The 16267-nt window shown below is 32.0% G+C and carries 14 protein-coding genes and 1 tRNA gene; 5 read left to right on the top strand and 10 right to left on the bottom strand.

Annotation, left to right across the window (positions count from 1 at the left end; genetic code table 11):
- Positions 1-12 precede the first annotated feature (12 nt).
- Complete coding sequence (locus tag ACQH6S_RS03260; RefSeq protein ID WP_425360082.1) at positions 13-2283, top strand: tetratricopeptide repeat protein; 2271 nt, start codon at positions 13-15, stop codon at positions 2281-2283.
- Here ACQH6S_RS03260 and ACQH6S_RS03255 read toward each other — a convergent pair.
- On the bottom strand, positions 2274-2702 hold the full coding sequence (locus tag ACQH6S_RS03255) for a helix-turn-helix domain-containing protein (protein WP_094649625.1): 429 nt from the start codon (positions 2700-2702) through the stop codon (positions 2274-2276). The two genes, ACQH6S_RS03260 and ACQH6S_RS03255, sit on opposite strands and share 10 nt — an antisense overlap.
- 313 nt (positions 2703-3015) lie before the next feature.
- Between ACQH6S_RS03255 and ACQH6S_RS03250 the strand changes: the two genes are divergently transcribed.
- Complete coding sequence (locus ACQH6S_RS03250) at positions 3016-3258, top strand: hypothetical protein (protein ID WP_094649624.1); 243 nt, start codon at positions 3016-3018, stop codon at positions 3256-3258.
- Positions 3259-3522: 264 nt separating this feature from the next.
- Here ACQH6S_RS03250 and iscX read toward each other — a convergent pair whose 3' ends face one another.
- Positions 3523-3732 (bottom strand): Fe-S cluster assembly protein IscX, encoded by a 210-nt coding sequence (gene iscX / locus ACQH6S_RS03245; RefSeq protein ID WP_094649784.1) that lies wholly within the window; start codon positions 3730-3732, stop codon positions 3523-3525.
- Between the two features lie 216 nt (positions 3733-3948).
- On the opposite strand from iscX, the gene ACQH6S_RS03240 reads away from it, so the two are divergent.
- Positions 3949-5781 carry a Ulp1 family isopeptidase gene (locus ACQH6S_RS03240; protein WP_425364678.1) on the top strand — a complete coding sequence of 611 codons (1833 nt, stop codon included), beginning with the start codon at positions 3949-3951 and terminating at the stop codon, positions 5779-5781.
- Positions 5782-6083: 302 nt separating this feature from the next.
- Here ACQH6S_RS03240 and parC read toward each other — a convergent pair whose 3' ends face one another.
- Positions 6084-8297 (bottom strand): DNA topoisomerase IV subunit A, encoded by a 2214-nt coding sequence (gene parC, locus ACQH6S_RS03235; RefSeq protein ID WP_425360080.1) that lies wholly within the window; start codon positions 8295-8297, stop codon positions 6084-6086.
- Between the two features lie 428 nt (positions 8298-8725).
- A complete protein-coding gene (locus ACQH6S_RS03230) occupies positions 8726-9973 on the bottom strand; it encodes an MFS transporter (protein ID WP_425360079.1) in 1248 nt (415 codons plus the stop codon).
- An 88-nt stretch (positions 9974-10061) separates the two neighbouring features.
- On the opposite strand from ACQH6S_RS03230, the gene miaA reads away from it, so the two are divergent.
- Positions 10062-11030, top strand: coding sequence for a tRNA (adenosine(37)-N6)-dimethylallyltransferase MiaA (gene miaA / locus ACQH6S_RS03225; protein ID WP_425360078.1), 969 nt, complete (start codon positions 10062-10064; stop codon positions 11028-11030).
- 101 nt (positions 11031-11131) lie between these two features.
- On the top strand, positions 11132-11758 hold the full coding sequence (locus ACQH6S_RS03220; RefSeq protein WP_425360077.1) for a superoxide dismutase: 627 nt from the start codon (positions 11132-11134) through the stop codon (positions 11756-11758).
- A gap of 66 nt (positions 11759-11824) precedes the next feature.
- On the opposite strand, the gene ACQH6S_RS03215 is transcribed toward ACQH6S_RS03220, so the two are convergent.
- The 6 genes from ACQH6S_RS03215 to ACQH6S_RS03190 all read right to left on the bottom strand — a co-directional run bounded on the left by ACQH6S_RS03215 (position 11825) and on the right by ACQH6S_RS03190 (position 16263).
- Positions 11825-12166, bottom strand: a complete 342-nt coding sequence (locus ACQH6S_RS03215; protein WP_425360076.1) for a type II toxin-antitoxin system HicB family antitoxin — start codon at positions 12164-12166, stop codon at positions 11825-11827.
- Between the two features lie 51 nt (positions 12167-12217).
- Positions 12218-13963: an ABC transporter ATP-binding protein gene (locus tag ACQH6S_RS03210; protein ID WP_425360075.1), complete on the bottom strand. Its 1746-nt coding sequence runs from the start codon at positions 13961-13963 to the stop codon at positions 12218-12220.
- Between the two features lie 26 nt (positions 13964-13989).
- Positions 13990-14064 (bottom strand) — tRNA-Thr (locus ACQH6S_RS03205).
- Between the two features lie 501 nt (positions 14065-14565).
- Complete coding sequence (rpsP, locus tag ACQH6S_RS03200) at positions 14566-14901, bottom strand: 30S ribosomal protein S16 (protein WP_425364677.1); 336 nt, start codon at positions 14899-14901, stop codon at positions 14566-14568.
- 17 nt (positions 14902-14918) lie between these two features.
- A complete protein-coding gene (gene rpmG / locus ACQH6S_RS03195) occupies positions 14919-15089 on the bottom strand; it encodes a 50S ribosomal protein L33 (RefSeq protein WP_094649033.1) in 171 nt (56 codons plus the stop codon).
- 151 nt (positions 15090-15240) lie between these two features.
- Positions 15241-16263: a hypothetical protein gene (locus ACQH6S_RS03190; RefSeq protein WP_425360074.1), complete on the bottom strand. Its 1023-nt coding sequence runs from the start codon at positions 16261-16263 to the stop codon at positions 15241-15243.
- Between the last annotated feature and the right edge of the window lie 4 nt (positions 16264-16267).

The following is a 16267-nucleotide window of genomic DNA, read 5'->3' as shown; positions in this document are numbered from 1 at the left end:
GAGGTAAAAAAGATGAAAAGATACTTATTAATAATAATGTTGCTAGCTATGCCTTATAATTCATTTGCTCAAATACAAGTATCTAATCTTGTTATACCAGTCAACTATTTTGTTAATCACATTAAGCAATTAACTTTTGTAAAGAGTAATTTAGTTAAATATAGACAAGCAAGCCTTGTTGGTATTAGTGGTATGGGCAAAACTCAGCTTGCTAGAATGTATGCTTATGAGAATAAAAATAATTATAATGTGATTTGGTTTATTGATTGCAATTTAGACATCAATGAAGAATTTGTAAAATTGGCAAAATCAATTAATGCAGTTAGTAAATCTAACCTAATATCAGAAGATGTATTATCCGCAAAGAAAGAGGTGATGTCTTATTTATCCAGTAAAGATAAATGGTTGTTAGTGTTTGATAATTTAAAGATCAAAGAAAATGAAAAAGTACAAGAATTTGTTAACTGGGAACATAATGGTCATATTCTCTTTGGCTCGCAGGATAGTGAATTATTACCTAATATAGTCAAAATGACTGCCTTTGAAAAAAGTGATGCGATAACTCTTGCTAATAATATTTTAGAAAAAGAGAATAATGATGTTAAACTATCAGAGTTCTTAGCCCAAGAATTTGCCGGTTATCCTATATTGATAGTACAAGGGGCTCAATTGTTAAAACAAATACCGGGTTTAGATAAAAAGGAATATAAGAAAGGGCTAGGAAAGTCTACTGATAAAATTAAGTTAAACATTACCTTAGCTATCAAAGAATTAAAACCAAATGCTAGAGAGCTATTAAATAAGATAGCTTTAATTAATAACCAGGCTTTTTCTAAAGATTTACTACGAATTATCACTAATGATAAGAACAGCCTTGATGATGATATTTATCAATTATCTAAATTTGCCTTGATATCTAATATTGATACCAATGAAACTAATTCTATCTTTGAAATGCATGACGTGATTGCTCAGAAAATCGCAGAGATTAATGGGGACAAGAACAATAAGGCTTATTTAGAGGATATTGTTATTAAATTAGTACACTCTATACCACAGGAGCTAGTCAACTCTTACATGTTATTCAGTAAAAAAACTGTCAGAGATAACTTAGAAATAATTACTGAAAATGCACAAAAATACAATATAAATACATACAAACTTTTGGATTTGAATTTACAGCTATTAATGCAATATGTTAATCACTTAGATTTCTATAATGCTAAAAAATTGGTCAATTGGTTCAATAGAAATGATCCAGAAAAAAAATTTACATCATGGATAATAAATAATAATGAAAAATATTTATATGCAGCTTATTTACAAGTAATAGGGTGGTATTATGGAAACCTAACACAGTATAATACAGCTCTTAACTACTACAGAAGAGCTGAAAAGATATTATTTAGTCTTGATGGTTATAATGATTTTAAGTTTAATCTTATATCTCATATAGCAGAATCAGAAGCTTATTTAGGGAATACGAAGGGTGCAGAAGAAAGTCTCAAAAGAATAGAAGATTTGCTTCAAGCAATTAATGAACCTGATTTAAATAAAAGGCATTACATTTATGCTATAACATACTACGCTGAATCGATATTATTATTGACACAGGGTAAGTATGATAAAGCACTGAAAGTCATTAATAAATCTTTAGAGTCATTTATTAAGGGTGGATTAAATCAAAATGATTTTGCTCTTGTAGATCATTATATGATAAAAGTTAGTATATTTAATACTTTAGGTAAGTATCAAAAAGCATATAGCCAAATCCAAAAATTATATGATATATCGGGACATTTAAAAAAAGAAGAGCATGTAGTTTTTGGCAAGATATTTACTCAAATATCCATATTAGAACTAGGTTTAGGCAATGCTAATAAAGCCTTAGAATATGCAAAAAAAGCAAAAATGATCTTTATTAACGATCCAACCAGACTTAATAATAGTAAAGAAACTGTCCTATCACCGGATATATATTTAGCCAAAGCCTTTGTTGCTGAAGCAAATGCTTTAGCATCTCTTGGACAAAATGAGCAAGCAGTTAAATCTTATGCTGATGCAGAAAGCTTATATTGGAATAACTACCAAGAGAATATGGGGAATGTTGATGAAATAAGTATTATGTATTTAAATGCAGCAAAAGCTAGTTGTCATTTAACAGAAAAAGCCTGGTATATTAAGTTTCATGATCAACATGTGAAAAAATTTGGTTCAACTCATCCTAGAAGTATTGAAATATTAAAGATGGATTCCATATGCTATCCTGCATCTCAACGTTGATTGTATTTGTGTTTCAGTACCCATTTAATGAATTTTTCATCAGGGAGAGTTAATTTAGATTCAGAAGAATAATTAAACACTTCGTTAATTATTAAGGTCGCATCATTACAAGAAACACTTAGTTGCTGAGCTTTAATTTCAATTATTACTTGTTCTGCAACTTTAATAAGTAAGTCTAGGTCTTCGGAGGTTAGAAATGGATAACTTTCCGTTGGCATAGTAAAAAGGTCTTTTACTGTTAAGCCGAATACATCAGCTACAGCTTGTAACAATTCTGCAGAAGGTTTTCTTGATATTCCCTTAATAATATTATAAACATTATTTTTTCTAAGCCCCGCCTTTCTTTCTAAATCGGCTATTTGATAATTATGATCTTTAATTAATTTCTCAAGATTTTTTTGTAATGCATTATAAGACATGTAATTACAACTAATTTAGTTTATAAATATAACTTATTATATGCAATATTTTAATTTTTTCAGTAAAAATATATTGATATTAATTGCTTGCTATAATATAGTTACATATATATAGCGTAATAACTGTAATTATTTATAGTAAAGATCGAATAATTAGTTATATATAAATACTAAAATTAAATAAGTGTAAATTCAGTTTTGGGTTTTCACAAATATAGTCAATTCTCCTGAATTGACTATATTCAGCAGAATTATCAACAAATAATCAGACGATGTTGGGCTTGAACAAATTATCAATTAGCAGGTATATCATATGAGTAATAATAATCATGAGCAATGTGCAGCAGAACTCAAAGAGATCAAGAGCAAACTTTTTGCATTATCTGGTATGGTGCAATCTTTGCTATGGACAGTTGGTAACAGTGATTTTAAGCAAGAAAGTTATATGAAGATGCTAATTAAACAACAATCTGATTTGCAACAAAAGATCGATTATATCTGTTGCTATATTGAAGTTAAAAAACAATGGGATGAAGAAGACTATCCTCAAAATTAGTTGAGAATCAATAATTAGTTGAGAATCAATCATAAATTGTTATTCCCGCCCACTATTGTCATTCCCATTTTGGTACGGAATCTAGACCCCACACCAAAGCATAAGCATCAGTTTAAGAAAACAATAATTGAAAAACCGTCGTTGCGAGCCACCATAGGTGGTGTGGCAATCCATTTCTAATCACTTTTCTGGATTGCTTCGTCGACCTTACGACCTTCTCGCAATGACGGTTTTTCAATTTAGGAAGAATTGGGAAATTTGCTATTAATTCTCAAAATGACCATCTTTCATTTCTCTCCAAGCTTCAAGAATCTCTTTTAACACCTCTTTATTTGGTTCAATTTCATGATCGTCAAAATCACTTAATGATTTTATTAAGTCTTCAAGGTCTTTTAGTGTTAATTCAGATATATCTTCATCCGGATAATTTTCTTCTAAACTCATAGCAATTTCGTCAACATCATTCCAATGCATTATTTTCCCCTATATTATTTTTATAGCCAATTACTATTACCATTTAATCAACTCTACCAATAAATAATATATTAGTGCATGTTTATAATAGTATATTATTAAAGGGGGTGAGATTATTATACAACTAATATGCTGTTTTGCTTTGAAGAATTGACCTTGCTTGTTTTTTAGTTTAAACTGACAGCCATTGGATATTATAGTTAATTAGAGGTACATATGTCATTAGCAAAGGAAGGAGAAAATAATGTAGTGTTATTTAATATTGGCGGTAGCCATGAAAGCCAAGAAACTCAGCATAGTACCAATATGTCTAAAATTAGCTCAGCAATATCAACTATTGAGCTTAAACCCTACATGCAAGATGGTAAACTAGATAAGAATCATATAGTAAATGAAATATTGGATAAATCTGAGGATTTAGAAAAAACACCCATACTTAATATACAATTTAATTCAAATATGGAAAAACCATTATTTGATGAAAATGATTTAACGAATTTAAAAAACTTAGGGGTTAAGGTTTGTTTGACCTTTAGTAATTATAATGCACAAGCTCAAAATCTACAATCTAGTTGGCAACCTCTTCTTTCTAATGTTGATCATGTGTTTTTTGCCAATGCTAATGACCAAGTTAGGGCTGTAGATAGAAAACATATAGCTAAAGAAAAAACTTCGCACATCCAATCTATGCCAGTTAGCAATTTAATAGAGTCAGAGATTCTAAACAGACCTCCTAATATATTATTGTCAGGGGGATTACCTAATAAAGAGAGATTAACTGAGGTAGTAAAAGCAGCAAAAGACTTAGGTAATACTAGGGTAATTATAGCCAGCAATCCTTCATCTATCGATGACGTAGCTAATATTATTGCAAACAAATTTGATATCATTAACCAAGATCAACAATTAGGTATTAAGTTAGAAGTTGAAGAAATTTTACAAGATAAAGTTGGTGGTGCTAGAAAACTAGAGAATTATATATCGCAATTATCTCAACAATTCCAAAAAGATATTGGTAGAACAGAAATAAATCCTATTGATATATATTTTGACCTATCTGAGCCGCAAAAACTTCAGAATCTTGCCAAGCAAGCTAAATATACTGTACCGCTTCAACAGGGATACACCATTGAAAATTTTACTAATGGTTGCATCCCATTAGGTCAAGGTCAGGGAAGAAGTTCTGATATTACTGCTGAAGTTAAACAAAGGGAAGATGTTCCTGGCATTAACAGCGTAACTGTTCATTATATGCAAGAGAATCTAAATGAATATAAACCAGAGAATGTCCTTAAGAGAGTTATCAATGCTTTTAAACAAATGGCAAATGAAGGGAGAAAAGCAATACCGATACCAACAAAACAAAACAAGGTAGAATACTCTCAGGAAAATAATCTAACAAAAGAGAATTATTGGTATAATGATTTGGATATATCCAATTTACTAAAAGCCTCATTAAACGAAAATGTTTCTATCCAACCAGCTGTATCACTAGCTTCTGAGCAGTATAACAATGAAATGTTACGACATGTTATGCTTGAAGCTATCGTATCGGTAAATAGTGGAAAAGACTATGCTGTTATGCCAATTAATACGGGACATGAACACTGGGTTAGTTTAGCAATCACTAAGGATAGGGATAATAAGATAGTATTTACCTATAATGATCCTATGGGAACGCCTATAGATCAACGACAGGAGTTACTAGATATGATTAAAGAAGTTTGTCCTGATAATGCTGAAATCGTTGATTTAAAGACTAAACAACAACAAAACGATAAAGATTGTGGACCTTTCATTGTAGATAATTTAATTAAAATGGCAAAAGGCAAGAAGATTCTTACTACTGAACAATCTCAAGATATGGGAGCAAAATTACGTGAGGGGCAAGCAGAAACAATGAACATCGAAAAAATCAAGAAAAAAGCTCGTAGTATGAGAGAAATAATTGGTAGCACATCTAAAACTCTTTCCACTACATCTTGCCGTCCTTCTACATCTCTTGCTATTAAAAGCAATAGCCGCCCTAGAGGGAATAGTATTGCTTAGGGAATTATATAACTGTAGTCAACTGATGAGAAATTGGAAACGTTGTCGCTCAATGCTCGCCTATTACTTATAGGCGTTGCTCCATCGCATAGGCGTCAATTTAAGAAAACAATAATTGAGAACCGTCATTACGAGCCACCGTAGGTGGCGTGGCAATCCATTTTTAATCACTTTTTTGGATTGCTTCGTTGACCTTACGGTTTCCTCGCAATGACGGTTTCTCAATTATTGTTTTCTTAAACTGACGTTTATGTACTCCATCGCTCCTGCTACCCAATTCTCCTTAATTGACTATAATACTCCTAAGAAAATTTATTGTTTTTAGGGAATCCACTAGGAGGGATTTTGCCAACAGAGCCTCGTCGTCCACGAAATGGTAAAAGATCTTTCTCTACCCTAGTCTTTTCTCCTATTTTCCAGCTTAATCCTAAACTACTATCAAATATCTTAACATCCATCAGTTTGGCATCTTTAAATTTTTGCAGAGTTACGCCTTGTCCTCGTTTCATTATTGGTACTTCATTGAGATTAAATACTAATAATTTCCGGTTTTCACCTATACAAGCAAGACAATCGCCATCTACTGGTAAGCAAGTAATACAATAATGATTTTCAGGAACTTGCATAATTTGCTTGCCTAGTTTAGTTTGTGCTACTACTTCATCTGAATCAATAATAAATCCTTTGCCAATACTACTGGCTAGTAAAAGTTTTTGAGTGGGTTGATAAACAAACATACTCACTATTTCTTCATTACCAATATCTATAATCAGCTTTATCGATTCTCCATTGCCTTTCCCTCTAAATATATTATCACCTAGAATAGTGAAAAAACGCCCTGATGCACTAAATATAAGGATTTTGTCAGTAGTATAAGCCTCAAGAATAAAGTTTTCTGCATCGCCTTCTTTGTATTTTACAGTTGATAAATCATTATTATGACCTTTCAAAGAACGAATCCATCCCATTTTGGAACATATTATGGTGATAGGTTCTTTGGTTATGAAAGCTGAAATATCAACAATCTGAGCGACAATATTAGCCTCTTCAAAACTAGTTCGACGCATGCCTAATTTAGTAGTAAAACCAAACTTTGTTTGCACCATTTTTACTTCTTTCTTAACTATTTTCTTTAACTCATTCGGATCCTGTAAAATTTTCTGCAGATTTGCATGTTCTTTTTCTAGCGAAGTATGTTCGTTAATAATTTCTTGTTCTTCCAGTTTTCTTAAAGACCTCAACCTTGTATTGAGAATTGCTTCAACTTGCAGATCAGTTAAACTAAATTTAGCGATCATTATTTGTTTAGGCTCATCTTCTTCACGAATAATTTTGATTATTTCATCCAAATTTAGGTAAGCTATTCTTAAACCTTTAAGAATTTCCAATCTATGTTCAATTTTGCTAATAAGAAATTTGGATCTACGAGTAATAATATTTTGTCGGTGTAATAAAAATTCCTGCAATATTTCCAGTATATTAGCTACTTTAGGAATATTATTTGAACCTATAACATTCATATTAAGCTGGATTCTATTTTCTAGAACAGTTAATTTAAATAATGACTCCATAATTACATTAGGGTCACAATTACGATCTCTAGGTTCAATAATTAACCTTATATCTTCTGTCGATTCGTCCCTGATATTACCGATCAAAGGAATTTTTTTGTCTTTTAACAAGCCAGCTACTTGTTCGATAAGTTTAGATTTTTGTACTTGATAAGGTATTTCAGTAATTACTATCTGATATAAACCATAACTTAAATCCTCTTTGACCCATCTTGCCCTTACTCTAAAACTACCACGTCCTATACTATAGGCTTGATGGATTGAATCAATTCTATCCACAATTATGCCACCTGTTGGAAAGTCAGGGCCTTTGACAAATTGCAAAATATCGTTGACCTTTGATTCAGGATGGTCAATTAAATATATTAGCGCATCACATAATTCATGTAAATTATGAGGGGGGATACTGGTTGCCATGCCAACTGCTATACCTTCTGAGCCATTAGCCAATAAATTAGGAAACATAGCAGGCATAATTACTGGTTCAGTATCTGAATCATCATAGGTAGGACGAAAATCAACAGTATCTTGATCTATATCTGACATTAATAAAGTACAGATTTCTGTCATTCTTGATTCCGTATAACGCATAGCTGCTGCATTATCGCCATCAATAGAACCAAAATTTCCCTGCCCATCAATTAATGGATATCTGAGAGAAAAACTTTGGGCAAGACGTACCAATGTATCATAGACTGCACCATCACCATGTGGATGATATTTACCGATTACATCACCGACAACTCTTGCACATTTCTTATAGCCTGAGGCTGGTTCTAACCTTAATTGCAGCATAGCATATAATAATCTACGATGGACTGGTTTTAACCCATCACGAACGTCAGGCAAGGATCTTGACATAATTGTTGATAGAGCATAAGAGAGATAACGCTCTGATAATGCATTACCAAAATCTATATGTTCTATTTTAGCATCATTGGTCATAAAAAACTTTTTCTTATATTTATTTCCGATAGTATAATACCTTAAATATATACTCACACTAATACAAAAATAGTATTAAATAGTAAAAATTATACTTTTTATTTTAATGGTTCTATTGTTACTCCCCGTTTCGGTGGAGCATCCATAACTGCTGGAGTTAAAAAGAAAGCTAAATTACAACTAAGGGTAATTACCATACAAATCCGTTATTGCTAGGAGGTTGCCAGACCGACGAAGCAATCCATAAAAGTAACCAAAGATGGATTGCCACGACCTACTTGCGTGGTCTCGCAATGACAGAAAACCTATCTAAAACCCGCTTTACCTTCTAACTTTCAACAGTTGTGGTCTGGCAACCTCCTCGCAATGACATCTTATACTTTAACCTTTTTTCCGTGAACACTTACATTCAATCTACAACTGTAGTACTAGTTAGTTATAACTCTTGCACTATACAGATAAATTACTGTACTGAACAATATTAGTAATAATAACATAAAAAATCCTAGCACTAAGTATATTGAATTAAAATATTGCCATAATAACATACAAAAAAATGGCGTTGTCGATGAAAGTATCATTCCACCAAGTGAATGAGATAGGCTACACATTCTAGCCCTAATATTAGTTACAAACATAGATTGGACAATAATTTGTAATGGCACTACGTAAAATGGAGCAAGTCCGATAAGTATTACCGGAAAGTAAATTATCGAGATTTTTATATATAATAGCAATTGGACAATAATTATAACTAGCAAACTTAATGATAATGAGATAATAATTTGTTTTTTGGGATAAAACCTATCGGCTAAAAAACCAGACAATACTGACATAATGGCATAAATGCTTATTAAAACTATATTGATAATTTGAGATTGACTGCTACTCATCACCAATACACTTTTTACGGCAAAGACTCCCCAAAAATAAATGAGAAAATGGTAAATACCCCCTATACAACCACTGATTAATATTGCTAAAATAAATTTGCTAGGCAAATTTTTGATAATCTTTGCCAAATAAAAAAAGTTATAATCAGCAGATTTATGATCTTTTCTAGATTTTAAAAATTCTTCGCTTTCATGAAAATAGTGCCTCAAAAATATAATAATTAAGCCAAAAATTCCACCAATAATAAAATTCGCTCGCCATAAATAAGCAATTGACTCAAACTCTGTAGAAAAATGGTAAATTGCTGCCGCAAGCAATGCTCCAACCTGACTACAAAATGATACAATACCACTAGCACAATTTTTACTTGCCTTACCCACTTTTTCTACAACATAAATTTTTATTGCATCACTTTCTCCTGCTAAACTCATTAAAAATGTCATACGACAAAATATTAAAATTATTGTCGCTACTATACCAATTTTATCAAAATTAGGAGTTAACCCTATAAGAATTGTCGAGATAGTGGCTAAAAATACCGAAATTCTCACTGAGACAACTCTACCATATTTATCACTAATAAAACCAAAAATGATAGAACCAATGGGACGAGCTATTACAGCTATACTAAATATAGCAAAAAATAATAATATTTGTTGATCATTTGATCCTAATGGTAAAAAGTTTTTGGATAAAATAGTTGCTGATAGTCCAAAAAGAGCATAGTCATAATAACGAACAGTTGTTGTAAAAAAAGCAATTAGGAACGCCGGTCTTGTCATACATCTAGACCTATTATTTTTCTCATGGTATAATTTTTTTATCTTATTTGTGCATTGTTGATTTTTTATTGTTGAGTATATACATTTAATGCAAAAAAAGAAAATGTTAGTTATATGCGGACCTACTGCTAGTGGTAAGTCTTATTTGGCACATTATTTAGCCAAAATATATGATGGCGAGATAGTTAACAGCGACTCTATGCAGATATATAAGCATATCCCTATTATTACTGCTTCACCATCACCAATATACCGAAACGAGATACCATATCATCTTTATAACTTTTTATCCGTAGATCAAGAATTTTCAGTAATACAATATGTCAATCATGCTCTTGAGAAAATTACAGACATCCGTAATAGAGGTAAGCTACCAATAATTGTTGGTGGTACGGGGTTATATATTAATTCACTGCTTTTTGGTTATAATGAAATACCGACAATATCTCCAGAGATTAGGCAATATGTTAGAGAATTGCACTCTAAGATTGGCTCATGTCAATTCTTTAATCAACTAAAAGAGCTTGATGTATTGGCTAGCCAGAAATTAAATAAGCATGATAGTCAGAGGGTTATAAGAGCCTATGAAGTATTTATGCAAACCAAGCAATCTATATTTACTTTCCAAGCTACACAGAATATACCCATTCTTCCAGAATTTGACTTTAAAGTAATTTTTCTACATCCGGAGCGAGAATTTCTTTATCAAACATGTAATACTAGGTTAGAAAAAATATTTAATGAAGGAGCAATTGAAGAAATAGCTCTAATTAAAGAAAACTTTCCCGATATAATATCTTCTGCAATAAAAACCATTGGTCTGCGAGAAATATTATCTTATCTAAATAATGAAATTACTTTACAAACTGCCTTAAATCTAGCACAAATTAAAACCAGGCAATATGCAAAAAGACAAATTACCTGGTTTAAAAACCAAATAAAAGACAAGATTACTCTAGAATATTCCAATAATCAACAATTTGAAGAGTTATTAATAGACTTACCTAAATCTATTGATTTGAAAAAAAATTTTAATTTTTTTAAATCTATCTCTTAGTGCTGGAAAATTTTGTGCTATACTAAAAATTATAAAGAACATTAATTTTAAAACAGGCTATATTGAAAATATAAGCTTTTTATGCTAAATATGAGGAAATTATGATATATTGCAACCAATCTAACCAAAAATCCTATCCTTTTGTTTTGCCGGAATTGCCTTATGGTAAAGGGGACTTCGTGCCACATTTTTCCCCTGAAACGTTTGATTACCATCATGGGAAACACCACCAAGCATATGTAACTAACTTGAATAATTTGTTGCAAAATAATCAGGAATTACAAAAGAAGAGTTTGGAGGAGTTAATAATTTACGCAAGTACCAAACCAGATGAAGCCGCCATATTTAATAATGCTGCACAAATATGGAACCATAGTTTCTTTTGGCATTCTATTAAGCCTTCAGGCGGTGGAAAACCTACTGGTATGATGTTAGAGCAGATAAATAAAGATTTTGGTAGTTATGAGAATTTTGCTACTGAATTTAAACAAGCGGCAATAAGTCAATTTGCTAGTGGTTGGGCATGGTTAGTCTCTAATAATGGTAAATTACAGATAGTAAAGACTAGTAATGCTGAAACGCCTATTACTAAGTCTATGAAACCGTTGCTTAACTGTGATGTTTGGGAACATGCCTACTATATAGATTATCGCAATAAGCGTCCGGACTATATTTCAGTTTATATAGAGCATATGATTAATTGGCAATTTGCTGCCAGTAATATTTGAAATTACCAAATATAGAATTACTTATTATTGCAGGTAGCCTCCTAACTTTATGCTCCAATATTTGGTTTATGAAATTAAAAGGTTGTTTAAAGCTTTTTTAACTACTCCATTTAAGGTGTCTCCATGCTGTATAGCATATAAACTTGCTTCTTTGTGTAATTCAGGATCAATTCTAACATTAAAACTACCCTTGAATGGTTGGTCAGGAGCTTTTCCAATATTATTGCAATCTTCTAAATAACTATCTACTGCTTCATGAAAAGCTTTTACCAGAGATTTGGCTTCGAAAGCCTCATAATTTACTAAATCTCTTATAAATTCTATTTTCCCAAAAAAAAGCTCTTCTTGTGAATCAAAATGAACTGATCCATAATAATTTTTGTAACAAATTAAATCAATTTTTGTCATATCAACCTCTCTTTTTCTAGTTTTTTAATTATAGTCAATTGACTATACTTTTTACAAATTTATTGATTGTTCTTGGCAGATTATTTTATAGATTTCACTTTTTTCTAACAATTTAACATGAGTATCCCGAGCAATTAACGTTCCATGATCAATTAGCAAAATTTCATCAGCCTGTTCTATACTTGAAATACGATGAGCAATCGATAATATAGTTTTGCCTTTCATTATTTGTTGCAATTTACTCAATAATTTTTGTTCATTTTCGCTATCTAAGGCACTCATTGCTTCATCTAAAAGTAAAATTTCTGGGTTATATAGAATTGCCCTACTGATAGCTATTCGTTGTTTTTGTCCTCCAGATAATCTAATACCCTTCTCACCAATTTCAGTATCTAATCCTTCTTTAAGATTCTGGACAAAATCCATTATACCGGTGTTATTAGCTGCTTCTATTATTTCTTCCATACTTGCATCAGGTTTAGCAAAAGCAATATTTGACCTAATTGTACCAGAAAAAATACTTGAATCTTGTGGAACATAGGCAATCTTGCGTCTTATCTGATGATCTTGAGTTTTGGATATATCTTGACCAGCAATTCTAATTGTTCCTTTCTCAGGAAAATAAAATTTTAACATTAATTGCATAATAGTACTTTTACCAGCACCCGATCTGCCAACTATACCAATAAACTTACCTTTATCTATCTTAAATGACAGATCATCTATAACTAAATTGTCTAATCTTGATGGATAGACAAAACTTACATTGTCAAACTCTATACTCAAAGAAGATTTATTATCTTGATAATCACCCATTGGAACATTAGTTAGTTGATTTTTGCAAGTATAATCTATAAGAACAAAAACTCTTTCCGAGGCTACAAGAGATGAGTGGACTTCAGTTAAAAGCTCAAAAATACCCCCACTACTTACACCAGCGATGATAGCATAATAAATAAATGATATCATCTGACCTGATGATAAATGCCCCTGCACTATGTCTCTGCTACCTACCCATATAACTATAGTGATGGAGAATAATATAACTGAAATAGCCAAAGCAAAAAATACTGAACGGACTTTTAAACGACTTGCCGCATGTTGTAAATAATCAGAAATTTGCTTATTGAAAGCCGCTACTTTATTTGCCTGCTGATTAAAGGCTTGTATTGCACAAATATTTGATACGCTCTCTTCTAAATTAGCGGTAATATTGGCTTGTGATTGGAGAACATTTTTTGATAAATTTCGTACATATTTACCAAATTTTATTAGTGGTAGCAATAATAATGGTATAATAATAATGACAATCGCAGCGAGTTTAGGACTCTGGCAGAACATTAAGATAATTCCACCAATTAGCATTATTGAGTTACGAACAAAAAAAGAGAGAAAATTGACAATCAACTTATAAATAAGTTCTATATCCACACTCAGGCGAGAAATGATATCACCAATTTTGAGATCCTCAAAACAAACAATATCGAAATTAATTATGTTACTGTAAGCCTCTTGCCTAATTTGACTAACGATTTTTTCAGCAATATTATTAATGAAATAAGAACGGAAAAAACTACCCGTACTAAAAATTAATATTAAAATACTAATATATAATATTGATTGGTTGATTGATTGTAGATAATTTCCTTTCAAACCGCTATCGATTAACTGCCTAAAAGCTCCACCTATTGCTAGCAAAGAAATTGACACACATAATAATGCCAACATGACAATTGCAAGATCTAATTTATAGAACTTTAAATAGTTGATAAATCTACAAGGAATTGTCTTATGCATTACAAAGATAATTTTGTTACTTGCTGTGGTGCCGGATGTCGGATTTGAACTGACGACCTACCGCTTACAAGGCGGTTGCTCTACCACTGAGCTAATCCGGCAAATAAGAAAAAGCTCGTGTGACCTTTAATGTCATTGCAAGGAGATATTTTGCAACACATCGTCATTGCGAGGAGGTGTAAACCTCAATCCTTTCTAATCACTTTTATAGATTGCCACGTCGCCGCTCTGCGGCTCCTCGCAATGACGTTTTTTAGACTTATATTACTTTTTCAGCTTACGCCTTTTCGCAATGACGTATGTATCCATAACCGTCATTGCGAGACCATGTAATGGTCGAAGCAATCCATTTTGGTACCTTTATGGATCGCCACGTCGCCGCTTTGCGGCTCCTCGCAATGACGTTTTTTAGACTTATATTACTTCTTCAGCTTACGCCTTTTCGCAATGACGTATGTATCCATAACCGTCATTGCGAGACCATGTAATGGTCGAAGCAATCCATCCTGGTACCTTTATGGATCGCCACGTCGCCGCTTTGCGGCTTCTCGCAATGACGTTTTTTAGACTTATAATTACTTTTTCAGCTTACGCCATGTTATTTAAGCTTTTTTGGACTCTTTCTTAGGAGGCTTTATTTTACGATTCTTAATTTTTATTTCCATTTTCTTTTTGATCGAGGCTGGGAGTGCTATACCTACTTCTTCAATAAACCTAGCAACACGATCTGTAGGTTGAGCACCAGTACTTAACCAATATTCTATACGATCAGATTTTAGAATTACACGATTTGCATCACCTTTGACAAGCATAGGATTATAAGTACCTACCTTCTCCAAAAAGTCACCATCTCTAGGAGCTGTTTCATTTGCTACAACCACTCTATAATGAGGACGTTTCTTGGTTCCACCTCTTGCCAAACGAATTTTTGTTGCCATATATTCCTACTATTTCACTACTTAATCTTTTCTTCTTTAAAAGGAACGTGTTTCCTAACTACCGGATCATATTTCTTAAATGCTAATTTCTCAGTTTGGGTCTTAGGATTACGTTTCTTTACCAAAAAATACCCTGTACCAGCTGTACTAACAAGTCTTACCAAAACATTTTTATTTTTTTTAGCCACAACTATCAAACCTTTTAGTATTATTTTATAAATTGCCAGTCATCATAAAACTAAGACAACAAATAGTCAAGAGTAAAATAGTTTTCTTACGTCAACTATTGTGCTAGGCTTTTATATCACATTTTCAAGATATAAGAGCCTAGGAGTCTACCTAGGCTTTTTCTTTATCATTACTAGTACTCAACGTCACAAAACGTTGGGCTGAAGTATCTAAAGCACGGCAAGCAATTGATTGAATTTGTTGCGTTGCCATATCGGCTTTTGCAGTTAGTTCTTTCATTAAAATTTCCTGCTTGGTAATTTTATCTTCAAGATAACTAATACTTTGTGCTTGCAATTTTAACTTGCCTTCATATTCCTGCTGTTTAAGTTGCATGTCAAAATCATATTGCTGTGACAACTTACCACGAAGCGATTCTTCTGCATTATTTACCGCCTCTTTTATTATATTTGGAATTTGCCCTACTTGAATTTCTAAGGATTCATAATCACCCTCTTTTTCTACTAAATCAGCTTCTCGTTTTAATAGATTATCTCTTAAATCCGATAATTCTTTCTCCATAATAGCTTTCTTACTATTATATTCATCAATTTCCTTACGACGTTTTAATTCTAATGTATAAATATATTCTTCTTCCTCACGTTTCTTGGTCTTTTCAAGTTTTTCTTTTTGCTCTTTATAATCCCGCTCAAGTTGCTCACTTTGCTGTTGCCACTGAGATTTTTTGGCTGTCATTTCTTGAGTAAAAGTTTGTTTTGTTTGTTCCATTTCTAATTTAAACTGTTCTTTTTGCCCAATTTGGGTTTGTAATAAGGCAGATAAAGTATTAGCTGTTTCATTAATTTGATATAATTCTTGTAAATGTTTTTGCTCTAAATTAATTGCTTCCCGTAAATTTACCAATTTTTCTGATTCTTTAAGCAATTGCTCTGATAAATTATCGATTTGTTTAATTATCTTGGATTTTAAGGCACTAAGATCAGTTAATATAGCATCTGATGAATTGCTAACAGCTTTTGTTATAACAACTTGCTCATCTTGTCGTTGCTTTTGTTCTTGGGGACTAGTTACTTGCTTTTCAGCTAACTGCACTAGTACCTCATTATAGGCTGATAAAATTTGCTCCTTGGTACTTTTAAGCGATAATTGTTCCGGGGTATTGGGTTTTTTCATTATT

Origin of the sequence: Candidatus Tisiphia endosymbiont of Mystacides longicornis, assembly GCF_964031095.1 — a bacterium.
Classification (GTDB): Bacteria; Pseudomonadota; Alphaproteobacteria; order Rickettsiales; family Rickettsiaceae; genus Tisiphia.
The sequence above is the reverse complement of the archived record's forward strand: the minus strand, read 5'-3'. Positions and strand labels throughout refer to the sequence as shown.